The organism is Shewanella sp. MMG014 (genome assembly GCF_018100775.1).
GTDB lineage: Bacteria > Pseudomonadota > Gammaproteobacteria > Enterobacterales > Shewanellaceae > Shewanella > Shewanella japonica.
Map to the genome: position 1 here is coordinate 78,842 of NZ_JAGJDZ010000007.1, position 15,732 is coordinate 94,573.

General features: G+C 41.0%; 14 protein-coding genes. 6 read left to right on the forward strand and 8 right to left on the reverse strand.

Annotated features, from left to right (window positions below):
- Positions 1-342: 342 nt before the first annotated feature.
- Both J8L86_RS12675 and gltS read left to right on the forward strand, forming a co-directional pair.
- Positions 343-552: a molybdopterin-binding protein gene (locus J8L86_RS12675; RefSeq protein WP_055022809.1), complete on the forward strand. Its 210-nt coding sequence runs from the start codon at positions 343-345 to the stop codon at positions 550-552.
- A gap of 521 nt (positions 553-1,073) precedes the next feature.
- Positions 1,074-2,297 carry a sodium/glutamate symporter gene (gene gltS, locus J8L86_RS12680; protein WP_055022810.1) on the forward strand — a complete coding sequence of 408 codons (1,224 nt, stop codon included), beginning with the start codon at positions 1,074-1,076 and terminating at the stop codon, positions 2,295-2,297.
- A 115-nt stretch (positions 2,298-2,412) separates the two neighbouring features.
- Here gltS and J8L86_RS12685 read toward each other — a convergent pair whose 3' ends face one another.
- Entirely contained in the window at positions 2,413-2,688 is a 276-nt protein-coding gene (locus J8L86_RS12685; RefSeq protein ID WP_211030632.1) for a YecH family protein, read from the reverse strand.
- Positions 2,689-2,846: 158 nt separating this feature from the next.
- Between J8L86_RS12685 and J8L86_RS12690 the strand changes: the two genes are divergently transcribed.
- On the forward strand, positions 2,847-3,182 hold the full coding sequence (locus J8L86_RS12690) for a DUF2956 domain-containing protein (protein WP_055022812.1): 336 nt from the start codon (positions 2,847-2,849) through the stop codon (positions 3,180-3,182).
- Between the two features lie 69 nt (positions 3,183-3,251).
- On the opposite strand, the gene J8L86_RS12695 is transcribed toward J8L86_RS12690, so the two are convergent.
- The 6 genes from J8L86_RS12695 to J8L86_RS12720 form a co-directional block, all read right to left on the reverse strand.
- Entirely contained in the window at positions 3,252-4,484 is a 1,233-nt protein-coding gene (locus J8L86_RS12695; protein ID WP_211030634.1) for a hybrid-cluster NAD(P)-dependent oxidoreductase, read from the reverse strand.
- 88 nt (positions 4,485-4,572) lie between these two features.
- On the reverse strand, positions 4,573-6,231 hold the full coding sequence (gene hcp, locus J8L86_RS12700) for a hydroxylamine reductase (RefSeq protein ID WP_211030636.1): 1,659 nt from the start codon (positions 6,229-6,231) through the stop codon (positions 4,573-4,575).
- A 296-nt stretch (positions 6,232-6,527) separates the two neighbouring features.
- Complete coding sequence (locus J8L86_RS12705; protein ID WP_065109723.1) at positions 6,528-8,156, reverse strand: VCBS repeat-containing protein; 1,629 nt, start codon at positions 8,154-8,156, stop codon at positions 6,528-6,530.
- A gap of 188 nt (positions 8,157-8,344) precedes the next feature.
- Complete coding sequence (locus tag J8L86_RS12710) at positions 8,345-9,136, reverse strand: EcsC family protein (protein ID WP_065109722.1); 792 nt, start codon at positions 9,134-9,136, stop codon at positions 8,345-8,347.
- A 130-nt stretch (positions 9,137-9,266) separates the two neighbouring features.
- Positions 9,267-9,761, reverse strand: coding sequence for a peptidylprolyl isomerase (locus J8L86_RS12715; RefSeq protein WP_211030638.1), 495 nt, complete (start codon positions 9,759-9,761; stop codon positions 9,267-9,269).
- Between the two features lie 103 nt (positions 9,762-9,864).
- Positions 9,865-11,214, reverse strand: coding sequence for an amidohydrolase (locus J8L86_RS12720; protein WP_211030640.1), 1,350 nt, complete (start codon positions 11,212-11,214; stop codon positions 9,865-9,867).
- 142 nt (positions 11,215-11,356) lie between these two features.
- Between J8L86_RS12720 and J8L86_RS12725 the strand changes: the two genes are divergently transcribed.
- Both J8L86_RS12725 and J8L86_RS12730 read left to right on the forward strand, forming a co-directional pair.
- Positions 11,357-11,986 (forward strand): cold shock domain-containing protein, encoded by a 630-nt coding sequence (locus tag J8L86_RS12725; protein ID WP_348772658.1) that lies wholly within the window; start codon positions 11,357-11,359, stop codon positions 11,984-11,986.
- A 29-nt stretch (positions 11,987-12,015) separates the two neighbouring features.
- Positions 12,016-12,546 (forward strand): GNAT family N-acetyltransferase, encoded by a 531-nt coding sequence (locus J8L86_RS12730; RefSeq protein ID WP_055022818.1) that lies wholly within the window; start codon positions 12,016-12,018, stop codon positions 12,544-12,546.
- A gap of 81 nt (positions 12,547-12,627) precedes the next feature.
- Here the strand turns inward: J8L86_RS12730 and J8L86_RS12735 are convergent, their stop codons facing one another.
- On the reverse strand, positions 12,628-13,440 hold the full coding sequence (locus J8L86_RS12735; RefSeq protein WP_211030642.1) for a hypothetical protein: 813 nt from the start codon (positions 13,438-13,440) through the stop codon (positions 12,628-12,630).
- 394 nt (positions 13,441-13,834) lie between these two features.
- On the opposite strand from J8L86_RS12735, the gene J8L86_RS12740 reads away from it, so the two are divergent.
- The gene (locus J8L86_RS12740; protein ID WP_065109716.1) at positions 13,835-15,667 is read left to right on the forward strand and encodes a mechanosensitive ion channel domain-containing protein; all 1,833 of its coding nucleotides are present in this window, start codon (positions 13,835-13,837) and stop codon (positions 15,665-15,667) included.
- Positions 15,668-15,732: the final 65 nt, after the last annotated feature.

Genomic DNA, 15,732 nt, shown 5'->3' on the forward strand with positions numbered 1-15,732 from the left:
TAAAAAAACACGCGAATTTTAACACCAGCACCAAGCAGTTAACAAGTCAAATTATTGACTATTTACATTATTATAACTCACTGATAATTAATGAATGTTATATAGGCTCACAAGATAATGGCATAACAAACATTGAAAATTACAACTAATGAATGACATACAATAAGCAAGATAAAGTGCAATTTCATAAACTAAACTGCGATATAGCCCCCAAAACCACAAAATACTAACTAAACTTATAACATTAGCCGCATTATCTTATTGCAAACAATTTTTTATAAGATAAATTGATTATATATATCATTGATATACATTCACTTACTACATAGAGATTTCAAAAATATGAAAATCAGCGCACGTAATTCACTTGTTGGAAAAATTCTTTCTATTGAAGAAGGTTCAGTTAATAACGAAATCGTTATCGAATTAGCTGCAGGTGTTGAAATCACTTCTGTTGTCACTAAAAAATCTTGTGAGCAACTAGGTTTAGTGGTTGGTGGCAATGCTTATGCCATTATCAAAGCTAGCAATGTTATGGTTGCAGTAGATTAATTTTCTATTTTAATTTTTGGAGTGCAGCTTTAATTGCGTTCTAAAGCATTATAATAGTGATAAAAATGGAGTAATGATGAAAGTCATTACTCCATTTTTTTAGCATTGAATTTCATCCTAATCCCCTCCTTTGACACCAAAATAAAATCAATGATAGTTACCGCAGCTCAGATTAATGCTCATCAGCAAACTCAATAGTCACTCTCATCAAATCACCTTTTATCAATGACAAGGGTTTAAATTAACGCAAAATCCAGTCCTTAAAAGTTAACAAGTGACAAGCAAGTCACCTACATCTGTATCTTTGAACTTAACAACTGCATTCGTGAGATTAATTACATGTTAATTTGTGTCTGTTTTAGCGCAATAACCCATCAATTTAGCTTGATAGCATTATCTTTAGCTCCGTCATAATCTATAATCAGCATAACTAATTAATTTAAGTCATATATAAAGGCATACCATGTGGTGATGCGTTAAAGCAGTGTGTTACTTTTTTCATTGCTATCCAAAGGAGTTTCATGAATACAGTCTATTCTATTGGAGAGCTTGAATCGTTTCTTGTAGCGATTTTAGTCCTATTCATTGGCCATTCGGTCAACCGTCATTTACCCGCTTTTAGAAAATATAATATCCCAGAACCCATCGTGGGCGGATTGATCGTTGCCAGCTTTATTACTTTGCTGCACTTCAATAACATCAGTCTTCAATTTACGCTATCGATGCAAAACACCTTGATGCTAATGTTTTTCAGCACCGTTGGCTTAGCGGCAAGTTACAAATTGCTTATGAAGGGCGGTAGTAAAGTCTTTTTGTTTTTAGGTATCGCCTCCTTATATATCATTATCCAAAATGGTGTTGGCGTAACCATGGCTACAGCATTAGGTTTGGAACCTATAATGGGCTTAATTGCCGGCTCTATCACCCTTTCAGGAGGTCATGGCACTGGCGCTGCTTGGGCACAAACCTTCCAAGAGAACTACGGGATGAACACCCTTGAGTTTGCTATGGCTGCAGCGACGTTTGGCTTGGTAATGGGCGGTATTATTGGCGGCCCTGTTGCCCAGCGATTGATTAATAAAAACAAGCTGGTTTCATCCTACGGTGTAGGAGGTAATCATCATGAAGATCACCCAGATTTAGTGACCTACGACCAGCTTGAAGAAGACAGAGTAACTGCTAAACGGATTTTAGAAGTTTTATTTGTTCTGCTGTTATGTGTTGCTGGCGCTAAATGGTTCGGTAAATTTGTTACTGCATACGACATTACTTGGCTGAAAATGCCTGAATTTGTTTATGCACTATTCTTTGGTGTTGTTATCACCAATGCCACTGAGTTAACCCGTGGGTTTAAAATAAATAGTGAGTGTGTTGATATCCTCGGCACCGTGTCATTAGCGCTATTTTTATCAATGGCATTAATGAATTTAAAGCTATGGGAGATTTTTGATTTAGCGATTCCACTGTTAATTATCTTGCTGACCCAAGGCATAATCCTGGCTTTATTTGCCTACTTCGTCACCTTTAGATTAATGGGCAGTAATTACGATGCTGCTGTCATGGCTGGCGGTCACTGCGGCTTTGGTATGGGCGCAACCCCAACTGCGGTTATGAATATGGGTGCATTAGTATCAAGAACAGGCCCTTCACCACAAGCCTTTATGGTCGTGCCAATTGTAGGCGCATTCTTTATAGATATTGTTAATGCGATTATTTTGCAAGGCTATCTAAGCGTGATTGGCTAAGCCTTCACCTGTAAAAAAACGCCACTCAATAGTGGCGTTTTTTATGGTAAATTTGTCAAGGCAATAAGCTAAAACATCAAGCCAAATAGCTCTCCATTGCCTCATCAGTCATCAATTAATCGTGCGAATGACCTTCTTCACCGTGCTCTTTACCAGCACAATGTCCACATTGGTTAATAACAAAACCCGCTTCTGTTTCAGTTAATCGGCCATTACTGATAAATAAATCAACTAATTGAGCCGCATTCATATCACTGGCTCTACAGGTATGAAACTCAGCATTTTCGCCAAACTCTTGCGCCATAAGAGCAAGCCATTGCTGATGTGGTTGTGGCGTGTTTTGCGCTTTCATCAACTTAATAACATTACGACCGTGAATAGAGTCAGACATTTAACGATTCCTTATATTGAAAAATCCATTTTACGATAAAGCGGCGTGCCCACTCGTGCGATAGCTCATGGTTTAACAATAATTAATCTACAATTTAAGTTCCCACTCAAGATTCGGTATAGTGTCTTTAAGAATTCAACACTGTATTTGTAGGCATAATGGCGAAGCAGATTTCTCAAGAAACCCAAAACGAAGCAATGAAAGTGGCCAAAGCCACGCAAAAACCATCGCAAACCAAAGAGCAAACTAAGTTAATTGCTCAAGGTATCGAAAAAGGCATTGCGGAATATAAAAAGCAGCAAAAGGCAAAAGCCCGCGGCCGAGATAAACAACGTAAGCAAGACTTAAAAGCCAAGTCACGCCAAGAAACGAGTGAAATTGAGTTTATCGCTGAAGCGCCGACCTCATCGCCTAAGTTCCCTTGGATATTACTGGCAGCGAGCTGGGTGGGATTTTTAATCTATGCCTTATTAAATGGCAACTTAAACATTTAAACTCACTCTCAAAAAATAAAAAGTCAGCATTTGCTGACTTTTTTGTTTTAATTGCGAGTGAATCATGAGCTACATTTTTAATGTCACATCTGAAGTAATTTTAGTTGAGCACGCCAATACATAACCCGCTGCTATTTCATCTTGAGTCAGCGTCATTGTACTGCTCGACTCGGTCGTCCCTGATGTCACTTGGCATTTACATGCCCCGCAAACACCACTTCTGCAAGCTGCAATAATCGGTAACCCTTCAGATTCAAGCCCATCAAGTAAGGTGTCATCAGCCGATAAGGAAATCGATTTATCAGCAATGCTCAACATAAACCCACTGTCACTATTGGCATGACTTACCTTAACTGCAGGTTTTGCTGGGCCACCGAAACTTTCTTGATGAAAGTTGAGCATATTAAAGCCGCTTGCTTCAACCAGTGACTTTACCGCCACCATATAAGGCTCTGGCCCACAGACAAAAATAGTCCGCTCCATAAAGTCTGGTACCAGCTGAGCAAGCTTTGCCATATCGAAGCGGCCTGACATTCTGCAGTCATTAGCAGTGTGATTAACCCCATCCACAAGCTCAGGTGCCGACTCTAAAAGGTAATTCAGATTAAACTTCGAGCTTCTATGCGCCATCGTACTTAACGTATCAGCGAAAATAATGTCTTGTTCGCTTCTTGCACTATGCACAAAGCCAATATCACTACCGACTTTGGTATCGAGTAACCAACGAGACATTGAGTACATAGGTGTTATGCCGCTGCCAGCACTTAAAAATAGATATTTATCTGCCTTCACATCGACAAGGTTAAAGACTCCATCAGGCCCTAATGCAGAGATAACATCACCTTCATTAATATTCTCAGCGGCAAAGTTTGATACTTTGCCATCTGGAATACGCTTAATGGTGACCACTATAGAATAGGGACGTGAAGGTGACGATGACATGGTGTAACTGCGATAAACCATCTCGCCATCAATTTCGAGTTTTAAGGTAATAAATTGACCCGGTTTGTAATTAAACTTAACCGGCGTTAAGCCTTGAAAGCGAAAACTAACGACATCATGAGTTTCATTCCACTTTTCTACACAGCGAAGCTTTATATCGCCGCGTTGCCAATTATCTGCAGCTAAAAATTCTGCATCAGAATTAAGCGATTCAGCCGATTTCTTAGCAGTGCTTGCGAGTGCATTCGACATTGAAAAACCCGATATCGTTTTGGTTTTTTCAGCTGAGCCTTTGCTCTCGTCTTTTGTTGATTGCACCGCAGATAGTGCTGCAGAAAATGAAAATCCTGATGAACTCATAGGGCACCTTTCACTAGGTCAATGATAAATAACTAGAGATGTAAATCGGTGATACAAGCTGATAGCCTATATCACCGTATACAGCTGATTAAGCGGCCTTAATCATTGCTTTAAGATCTGATTCAACATCAGTGGTATTACGTAAACCAAACTGATCTTCTAGCACTTTAGCTAAGTTTTCAGTTAAGAAAGCTGGCGGCGTCGGACCGGTACGGATGTTTTTAACACCAAGCGATAATAGGGTTAATAACACCACAATCGCTTTTTGCTCAAACCAAGATAGAACAAGGCTTAATGGTAGCTCGTTGATGTCACATTCAAAGATATCTTTAAGCGCTAATGCTAACTGAATAGCAGAGTAAGCATCGTTACACTGACCCACATCTAATAAGCGAGGAATCCCATTAATGTCGCCAAACTCAAGTTTATTGAATTTGTACTTACCGCAACCAAGTGTCAGGATAATGGTGTCGTCAGGCACTGATTTAGCAAGGTCAGTAAAGTAACTACGCTCTGATTTATCACCGTCACAACCACCGATTAAGAAGAAATGCTTAATAGAACCATTTTTCACATTCTCAACCACTGTAGGTGCCGCTTCCATTAGGGCATTACGAGCAAAACCAATGGTGATCTTGTGAGGGATTTCATCATAAGTGAATCCTTCAAGCTCTAATGCTTTATCAATCACTTCGCTAAAATCTTCACCTTCAACGTGAGTCACACCAGGCCAACCAACGATACTACGAGTGAAAATACGATCTGAATACTCACCCACGTTCGGGTCGATAATACAGTTAGATGTCATCACAACAGCGCCAGGGAAAGTGCCGAATTCACGCTGCTGATTCTGCCATGCACTACCGTAGTTACCCACAAGGTGCGGATACTTTTTAAATTCTGGATAAGCTAAAGCCGGTAGCATTTCGCCGTGAGTAAACACGTTAATGCCCTTGCCTTCAGTTTGTTGCAAGATAAGCTCAAGATCTTTCATGTCATGACCAGACACTAAAATCGCTTTACCTTTAACTGACTTGGTGTTCACTTCAGTCGGCTCAGGGTGACCAAATGCACTAGTTTCACCTGCATCAAGCATCGCCATCACGCGGTAGTTTAGTTGGCCAATTTGCATTGCCGTGCCAAATAATTTGTCGCCATCAACTGAATCTTCACCAAGGAAAGACATGATTTGATGGAACTCACCAGCAACATCAGCATCGGTTTGTTCTAATACGCGCGCATGCTCCATATAAGCAGCTGCCCCTTTAAGACCGTATAAACACAATAAACGAAGACCAAGGATATCTTCGTGGACGTCACCACGGTTTGGCAGTGCTAATGGCGCTTGATCTAACATTTCAGGTTTTGAAGCAGCAAGGTTTAGTGAACCTTGTGCAATAACAGCTTCAGGCTCTACGCCTTTGTCGGCGCTCGCTTGCTCGTAAGCTGCTTTTAATTCGTTACGGTAATCTTGTGCCTGATAGGCGTAATCCATTAAACGTTCATCATCAAAGTTCACGTTAGTTAACGTGGCAAAGAATGCTTTAGGCACAAAGGTATCAATTTCAGCATTGATAATATTAAATTCACGCGCTTTTACAGCATATGCCGATACGCCCTGCAACATATAGATAAGCAGATCTTGTAGATCTGACGTCGATGCTAGCTTGCCGCACATACCTTGCGAATAACTACAACCATTCCCAGCTGGGGTTCTCACTGTTTGCTCACATTGAATACAGAACATTGCCTTTCTCCTGATGATTACCTAATCATGCATTTAATTTACATGTTTAAGATTAGTTTACGCTCATCATCGAAAAGCAAAACCGATTTTTACGATCTTTATCTGTTTATTTGAGGTTGATCACTTTCAGCAAAACCTAATATAACGCCAGTTTCAGGCAAAGAGTAGGCTTATCATTAGCTTAAACAAGCACCACTACATCGATAAAGATTTGAACAACGACCAATAAAAATAGCCAGCATTACTGCTGGCTATTTAGTTTATAAACTAGAATGAAAAATCGGCATTAATTGCCATTAATTGGCAATTAACACACTAAAGCGGCGCTGTAGGTTTTCAGGATCTTGCCTGCCAAATTTAAGCAATAAATCATCTTTACCGTCAGCATTAATATCCACCGCCGATAACATGGCTCCTTCAACAGGAATCGTTACCGGCCATTCTTCGGCGCGCTTTTTAAAAGGCTCTCTACCCGCTTGACCATAGTAAATATCGAGTTCTTCATTATCATCTGACAATAATAACTCTTTAAAACCGTCACCATTAATATCCGCTAAAGCAACAACAGGCTCACCACTTTGGCCCGAGGTTAAACTAAAACTCAGCTCAACTTCTTTACTGACATTGGCTTTGTCTGCAAACATACTGGCATCATTCATTTTAAAAACGTGTACATCTTGATCGATACTGCCAGACAATAACGCACTGACGATCTGCGACAAACCAATATCAAAACCTGCGACAATCACTTCATCAACTTCATCATTATCAAGATCTTCAAAACGTAAGCCTGTTAGCGTACCATCCGCTTTAATGGTGGTGTTTGCTTCTCGAGGGAAGGTTAACTTGCCATTGTTGTTAATGCCTAAGTAAATTTCATAATCATTAACTCTATCGAGTACGCCTGAGCTTTTAGTGTATCTCACCACCAGATCGCTGATGCCATCGCCATTCACATCACCGATGCGCTCAACTTTGCGGTAGAGCAAATCACTTTGATCTAAATTCTCACCATAGGCATCACGTTTATTCCACCAATCAACACCACTAATAGGCTGGCTGACTGAGATAAACTCTGCGATTTCAGAAAACTGCCCATCTTCTTGTTGGTAATAGACTTCAAGTGAGCCTTCACCAACTTTAATGATGTCATCGCGCTGATCAAAGTTCATATCACTGTGATACAGCTTGGCATGACTATATTCTGCCCCATTATTTTTAAGCTCAACCACAGGAAGGAGGGGTAAAGATTGTTGGATAAATCCACCATCAGCTTGGCCTAATAGCACAGCTGTTTCTCTAAAGTCACTGATAAGAATATCGGCAATATCATCATTGTTAATATCAATCACGAAATTGCCGCGAGAAATATAGTCAGCTTGCGTCGTCACAGAAATAGACTGAATATCTGCCACTTTTTTAAGCGAACCTTGGGTGGGCATAGCATCAACGGAGTCTAATGCCTCATCATATTCAGCCGTTGATACCAACAGCGTGTTTTGCGCTGGTGAATATTGCAGTAAGGCATTATCGGTAACGAAAAAGAGCTGTTGAGTAAGTACTTCAGCTTGATTAGAACCTGAGACCTTAGCTGGTTCTAGCTCATTAATATCAAAGCTATATATATCTTTTGAGAGCATTAATTTATCAAGCTGCACTAATGCCTCATTCTCAAAACCATAAATAGCTAACCAACGTTCGTGATTATCATCAACACCTACAGCAATTAATTCATTGCCTTGATGCTCAAGAATGTTGGCACTCACTATGCCTTGAGTTAGCTCAAAATCAGCATCAATATGATGAGCGGTAAATTGAGGAGTAAACGAGGTTTCAGCAGCGATAGATTGACAGTGAGCAGCTAACAATAGACCTGTGCAACTTGCCAGTAGCGTATTCAAACTGGTTCGATTAAATAAATTCATCCTGAAATCGTATCCTTTGATTTTGTAATAACGTCAACATTAATGATTGCTTATGTTATTAAGATAACGAGTCTTGATGAAAGTTCACACAGTTTAATTGTTACGATTAATTATGGACTTAAGAAAGGAGTGAGTTCCAAGCTGTTGGTCATTACAGAAGTTAATGCTGAAGTGCTATTTAACGTGTTTTAACCTTCGATCAGTAAACTGTCATAAGCTAATCTCACTTGCTCCTCACCATACGATCGCTCAAGGCGGCGCACAATAAAATGGCCTCTTGCCATGTCTTGGAAATGATCAATAAACAAAGTATTAATGATTGCTCCACCAGCTGCGCCAATTGCAGGTACTGCCTGCGCTGCCATTTTTTGAGTGACTTGTACCCCAAATCGTTCAGCAATCACTGCCACTAATTTCACCATGGCAGGGCCAGCCTCTTTACTAATTCCTTTTGTGGCAACGTACTCAGCAGCTTCAGCCAGTGAATTTGCAATAACGGTTCGCACCGCAAAGTAGCCTTTTTCAGCTTGATCATCGTCGTTAGACTCACCACCCAGTGCAAAAACTTCAAGACAAGCTAATTGAGTTTGCACATCGGTGAGCTGTTCGCCTTCACTGCGAGCAACATCAGCAATGGATCGCAGCATAATCGTCGTTGAAATAGGCAGCTCCAGTGCCAATGCTGATAAGCCAAAAAAGCCGCCAACGCCCCCACTCACTGCCACACCTAATTTGTGCCATCGATCAGATGATTGCTCGCCCGGTACATCTTTCATGGTAAATAACGCTGCACTTGATGCTTTCATCAACGCCGCTTGTGTCACCTTGCCAATCCCTTCACTCACGGTTTTCGGCAGCATAGCAAAACCTTTCTCGATTGGCGTACCAATAAAGTCGGTCATCTTAGCCGCAAGTCCTGGATTATCGAGTAACTGTTTTGCTTGAGCAAGCTGCAGCTTATCTTGTGGTGTAAGGCTCAAATGAGCTTCCTTTTATATTTGTTCGTTCGGCGCTAGCACAATGACATTGAAATAAAAATGTATCTAGGGCGTATGCTTTCGATACATGTGTTCAAAAAGCTAAGGCAATGCTCACTCAGCCAAACAAGCCTTACTCTTCAATCGTGACTTTTTCAATGATAATAGGCGTTTTAGGAACATCATCGTGCCCTGCAATAGTGGCTGTCTTTGCCTTTTCAATTTCTTTTACCACTTCAATACCAGCAATCACTTTGCCAAACACTGCATAACCCCAACCATTATTGGTCGTAGCGGTATGATCTAAAAAGGTATTGTCACCGACGTTAATAAAAAACTGCCCAGTAGCTGAATGCGGCGCATCGGTTCTCGCCATTGCAATGGTGCCTAATACATTACTTAAACCACGGTTAGCTTCATTAACGATCGGATCGCGAGTTGGCTTTTCTTTCATTTTGGCAGTAAATCCGCCACCTTGGATCATAAAGCCTTTAATCACGCGATGAAAAATCGTGTGCTCATAAAAGCCATCTTTACAATACTGTAAGAAGTTCTTAGAACTGACTGGCGCTTTTTCCATATCAAGCTCAATGCAAATATCACCCAAGTTAGTCGTAAACGTAATCATATTGCTCATACCTAAGTTAAATAAGGAGTGACGTCACCCCTTTGATAACGGCTATTATAGCGTGACATCATCAGCGTGAGTTATCTGCTCGCTGTTTTAAATGCTATTTACCATTGAATAAATCCATTGCGGTGCGGGTCATCGCTCGCACGCCAGTTTTAATCGTAAGTGGATAATCTGGCGCAAATTGGCTCGAATGCAATGAAGGTAATGGCTCACCAGAATCTAGACTCGCCTGATACTTTTGGGGCTCTACACCCCCCAACCAAAATAGGGTAATCGGCACATTTTGCTCAGTGCGGCCGTACAATCCAAAATCTTCGCCAGCCATGACCGGCGGCGCGATAACCACATTGTCTTTACCAATTTCAGTTTCAATACTGGCTTGTACTTTTGCAGCTAATTGCGGCTCATTATAGGTTGATGGAATCGTTTCATCGTCATGCACATACACTTCAGGTGCCAGCTCTTCAGGTAAGCCTGCACTTAACGCAATCCCTTTGGTAATGCGTTTAATTGCCGCTATTTGCTGCTCCCTTACATCAGGATTGTACGAGCGCAGTGTTAACTGCAGTTTAACTTCGTTAGAGATAATATTGTGCTTAGAACCACCATGAATTGAGCCAACAGTAACCACATTGGGCTCAAGGGGAGAGACTTCACGACTTGGGATGGTTTGCAGTGCTAATACTGTTCTGGCTGCGATCACCACGGGATCGATCGTAAGATGAGGATACGCCCCATGGCCGCCTTTACCTTTAATAGTAATATCTACAGAATCTACATTGGCAAGCGCATAACCGCTTACTACCCCTACTTTACCTGCGGGAATGCCTGCACTCACATGTAAACCAATCACACTATCTGGAGTGGGAAATTTGCTAAACAGGCCTTGTTTTAGCATGGCTTTTGCTCCACCACCGACTTCTTCTGCGGGCTGAGCTACCATCATTAATGTGCCTTTCCAGTCTGATTTATGTTTCATCAGTTGTTCTGCTGCACCAATAAAGCTGGTCATATGGATATCATGACCGCAACCATGCATGATCCCAACGGTATTATTATGTTCATCAAGCGTAGTGACTTTTGAAGCATAAGATTTACCTGTTTGCTCAACAATTGGTAGCCCATCAATATCTGCACGGATCATAACCGTTGGCCCCGAACCATTTTTATAAATGCCTACCACACCGTAGCCACCAAAGTTATCTGTCACGTCAAAACCAAGCTCTGATAGCTCTTTAGCCATTCTGGCACTGGTGTTTTTTTCTTGATAAGACAACTCTGGAAATTGATGCAAATGAGTATAGAGCGCTTCAAGTTTGGGCATAGACTTCATCACTGAAGCATCAAAGTTTTCAGCATAAAGTGAGGTGCTGCTTAATGCTGTGGCTAAAACCAGTGTGACTGACAATGATACGGGTATAGCAGCAAAGCGTGCTGGTAATTTCATGTTATCTTCCTTGTAAACAGCTAGATGTCTAAGCCGCAGATAAAAACAATTTATTATGCTCTGTTAATAACCTAGCATAGGCTTAATGAATTTTATAATGTGTATAAAACAATAAACCTTTCAAAGGGAAATAATACGAGTGATGATGGAAACAGGTCGATTAGTTCGCTGGAATGGCAGTAAAGGCTTCGGGTTTATCGAGCCTGATAAGGGTGGCAAAGACGTGTTTATCCATATTTCCACCCTTAAACATATGGCTAGAAAGCCCATTGTTGGCGATCAAATTGAATATGTTGTAAAACAGCAAGCTGACGGAAAAGTTAAAGCTATCAATGTGAATATTATAGGCGTGGATACTAAAGTTCAGTCAAAACAAACCAACCGAGCTAATAACAACCAAAAATCGTCTCAACACAGACCTGCTAAAAAGAGAGGCCCGATAAAAATGCACAAGGCGACCACGGCTTCAGGCACCATGAGTCGGATTATTATCATTTTAATTGTCATCGCCATTGGCAGATTTGCTATTCAAGCCTACTACGATGTAACGAATGCTCCCGGTCAATCGAGTCTAGTTCAGCCTGTCACGATAGATAACAGTCCGACTCAATCGACAAAATCTTCACCGCAGTTTAGCTGCGAGGCGGGTAAAACTCACTGCAGCCACATGCGTTCATGTGAAGAAGCGATTTTCTATATTAATCATTGTCCTGATACTCAAATGGATGGTGACTTTGACGGTGTGCCATGTGAACGTCAATTCTGTAATTAAATGGCATAGCAAAATTTATAAGGATCATAATGACAATAATTACTGAAACAGACCGCCTAATCATTCGTGAATTTAATCTTGGCGATGCAAAAGCTGTGCTTGAGTTTAATTCAGAAGAAGTCACCCGCTACACTGGCGACGCAGGCTTATGTAACACGCTAAAAGATGCTGAAAATATTATCCAAGAGATATGGTTAGCGGAATATAAAAAGTTCGGCTTTGCCCGTTGGGCTGTAGTCCATAAAGCCACAAATCAAGTCATTGGTTTTTGTGGCTTTAAAAATGACTCGCGAATAAATGCTATCGATATCGGCTACCGTTTACATCAAGATTTTTGGGGAAAGGGCTATGCCACTGAGGCAAATCAAGCCTGTATTGAGTTTGCAAAGCAGCACATGGATTTAGATATCGTCTACGGCGAAGTGGTGGACGTGAATCTTGGGTCAGTCAACATCATTAAAAAGTTAGGTATGACCTTTATCAGACAATATGAAGAAGAAGGCTTTACTTTACTGAGATACGCAATCTCGTTAAAAGGTAATCCACTACCAGCAAATTAATGGGATGAAGGCACAAAAAAGGCGCCAACGACTTCTATTAGGGCGCCCTTTATACATTCAACTCTTAATCGTCAGCTAAGGCTAAAAGTAAGCTGCCCAACCGATTAGAAAGCCTTGCGATGCCGTATCATAAGCAAAGTTATCTTCATTATCGTAATCAACCCAAGTGGATTTATAAGCCAAATTCAAATCAGACCATGAGTTGATTTGATACCGTGCGCCAGATTGAATAGCGGTAGTAAAATCAGTATCACTGCCCATCCCTGCATCAGCACTAATGTAAAATAACCAATCTTGATTTATCGGTTTTATCCAGCGCACACCAACCACAAAGTCAATCCAATCATCTTCAAAGTTAATGTCACTGAATATGGCATTATTGTCTTTACGATACAGTTGCATATCGATGTCGTTATCCCACCAGCGTAAGCCAACCATATAATCTAACGTGCTATCACCATAGTCATAACGCTTAAATCCTTTAGCCTCTAGTACCCCTTGGCGAATATCAATATCCCCCTTTAATACCAAGTTATTAGTATTATCCAAGACGTTATTCGTTTCGCCATTGAGCTTCATGAAACTATAATCAATGTAATATCCCCATTGGTTATCATAGATACTCTCAAAGCGAACCATGGCGGTCATTTCCAGGGTATCCAATATAAACTTAGGGTCGACATTTACCTCTAGGTTTTGATCAAGAAGAGTCGTATCGCCGCGGATATTCAACGCCATTCCATACAGCTCAATACTATTGTTCCACAGGCCCGTTTCACCTTTTGCTATAACAAGATTAGGCATAACAAGCGAGGCAATGATTATCCCTCCCCCTACTACACGCCTATAAGCTGATTTAGCATGCTTTAAGCAATCTCTTCCCTGTTTAATCATACAACCTCCTTGTTGAGCCATAGGTGTCATCGAGCCACATAAGTAAGCTTTTAATAAGCCGAACACATCTTTATTAAATTTTTCACTAAAAACAGTGTAGGACACTCATCAAACTTAACCAGCCATATTAATGATTTATAATCAATGTCATCTTAATATACTTCAAAAATAAGCAATTAAACCTTGCTATAAACCAAACAAACTCACCAAGAAACATACGGTTTTTGCCTCACGTCACGTAAAAAGTCGAAACAATTTTAGTAACAGACAAATTTATCACCGCAAATGTAAACCATTTAAACTAACTTTGTGAAACTTATGATAAATCACCCTAGCAGTCTGCCGCTAAAACGCATATATTTGATACAGTAACTGGGCTTTTAGGGACATATTCATGGGACGACACCATTGGCGTAAAATTTTCTCAATCTTATTTGTGCTCAGTATTCAATGTAGTGTCTTTTCTGTTACTGCTGCAGATGATATCAACCTAAAAAAAGTCGCTGAAGCTGAAAAGCGCAGCGAAGCCATCACCGAAGCCCAAGGTGGCTTAATCATGGCTCGAGATGGCGAAACGCCATTGACCGCCTTAATCGCCATAGGTCAAGCCATAGAAGAAAATGACTGGCAAGCCGCTGCCGAGTTTGTTGATTTACGATACTTGCCAAAAGGGATTAACCCAGAAGATGGCCCCGAATTACTCCGTAAACTGGTCATTTTATGGAACAAACAGAACATCATCGACTTGTCACAAATTAGCGACCAACCAACTGGCCACTTAAATGACAAACTCCCAAGTTACCGAGATTTGCTTGGCGTATTAGAAACGAATACCGGCCCCGTTCCCGTTTATATGCAGCATGTGCCCGACGGTAAAGGCGGTAAGATTTGGAAAATATCTAATGCTACCGTCGCCAAAATACCAGAACTATGGGATGAATACGGATATAGCCCCCAAATAGAAGCACTTGCTAACTTCCTACCTGAATTCTCTGCTTTTCATATGGAAAACTGGCAATTACTTATTCTCAGTTTAAGCATTCTTTTTGGTTGGATTGGTACGGGGTTAATCAGTCTTGCGGCTATCAGTATCGCAAAGCACTTTGAACCTAAAATCGCAGGATTAAGCCGCTTTTGTGGGCGTAGTTTGCGTTGGTTCCTGTATTTATCTTTGTTGCAATATGCCGCGCTCGCACTCGGATTATCCGTCAGAGCAAGAGTATGGTTTGATAACAGTACCTTGCTGTATCTGGCCAACACCATATTAATTCTTGGCTTGGTTGAGCTTTACTCTGCCTATAAATCAAAACAACTACATGACCAAGATAAAAGCTACAGTGTAGCCCTACTCCGCCCTATGGTAGCCATTTTAAAAATCGTCATTGTGGTCATTATCGCATTGATGTGGTTTGAAAGTTCAGGCTACAACATGGCGACGATTTTAACAGGTTTAGGTGTCGGCAGTTTAGCCATCGCCTTAGCCGCGCAAAAACCATTAGAAAACGTATTTGGCGCATTAACCTTATATGCCGCCAGACCGATTAAACCCGGAGATTTCTGCCGTTTTGGCGCCACTCTCGGTGTCGTTGAAGAAATCGGTTTACGTTCAACCCGAATTCGTAAACTCGATCGCACCGTGGTACATATTCCAAACTCGGTCTTTTCTTCTCAAGAATTAGAGAACTTCTCGGTAATCGATCGCCGTCGCTATAAGCATGATTTACGTATTAGCCTTGATACCACTAAAGAACAGCTGCAAATGTTATTGATGGAGCTACGTAAACTACTGTTATCACATCCAAGAGTGTTAGAGGTTGCCCAGCGAGCACGCTTTCTTGCTATCGAACGTGATGCCTTTGTCGTGAATGTAAATGCCTACATTGATACTGGGGATATCAATGAATACTTTGGTATTGCCGAAGACTTAAATTTTCATTTGCTGAATATTATGAAAGAGCTCGATATTCACATTGCGCCAATAGGTCAAAACGTGGTGTTAAATAATGCCGTACCTGCTGATTTAGAAGTGCAGCAACGGGCAGAACAAACGATTCGCCAACTGATTGAGGAGGAAGAGCTACCATTCCCTAATTACAGCGAAGACACCCGTGATAAATTTAAAGACAGTGTGGCATATCCCCCTATTGGCAGTGTGACAAAACCAAAAGATGTGCTCAAATCTCCAGAAGAATTAGAAGTAGAAAACGAAATCGAAGCTAAATCTTAATGCTACGGCCTTGCTAAACAACAAAAGCCAAGCAGTCGCTTGGCTTTTTGATTTTTTAAATATTG

Bases quoted from the DNA above. Each gene is read 5' to 3' on its own strand.
- J8L86_RS12685 (WP_211030632.1), bottom strand. From the start codon at position 2,688: ATGTCTGACTCTATTCACGGTCGTAATGTTATTAAGTTGATGAAAGCG.
- J8L86_RS12740 (WP_065109716.1), top strand. From the start codon at position 13,835: ATGGGACGACACCATTGGCGTAAAATTTTCTCAATCTTATTTGTGCTC.
- J8L86_RS12730 (WP_055022818.1), top strand. From the start codon at position 12,016: ATGACAATAATTACTGAAACAGACCGCCTAATCATTCGTGAATTTAAT.
- J8L86_RS12705 (WP_065109723.1), bottom strand. From the start codon at position 8,156: ATGAATTTATTTAATCGAACCAGTTTGAATACGCTACTGGCAAGTTGC.
- gltS (WP_055022810.1), top strand. From the start codon at position 1,074: ATGAATACAGTCTATTCTATTGGAGAGCTTGAATCGTTTCTTGTAGCG.
- J8L86_RS12690 (WP_055022812.1), top strand. From the start codon at position 2,847: ATGGCGAAGCAGATTTCTCAAGAAACCCAAAACGAAGCAATGAAAGTG.
- J8L86_RS12720 (WP_211030640.1), bottom strand. From the start codon at position 11,214: ATGAAATTACCAGCACGCTTTGCTGCTATACCCGTATCATTGTCAGTC.
- J8L86_RS12675 (WP_055022809.1), top strand. From the start codon at position 343: ATGAAAATCAGCGCACGTAATTCACTTGTTGGAAAAATTCTTTCTATT.
- J8L86_RS12695 (WP_211030634.1), bottom strand. From the start codon at position 4,484: ATGAGTTCATCAGGATTTTCATTTTCTGCAGCACTATCTGCGGTGCAA.
- J8L86_RS12735 (WP_211030642.1), bottom strand. From the start codon at position 13,440: ATGATTAAACAGGGAAGAGATTGCTTAAAGCATGCTAAATCAGCTTAT.
- J8L86_RS12715 (WP_211030638.1), bottom strand. From the start codon at position 9,761: ATGATTACGTTTACGACTAACTTGGGTGATATTTGCATTGAGCTTGAT.
- J8L86_RS12725 (WP_348772658.1), top strand. From the start codon at position 11,357: ATGATGGAAACAGGTCGATTAGTTCGCTGGAATGGCAGTAAAGGCTTC.
- hcp (WP_211030636.1), bottom strand. From the start codon at position 6,231: ATGTTCTGTATTCAATGTGAGCAAACAGTGAGAACCCCAGCTGGGAAT.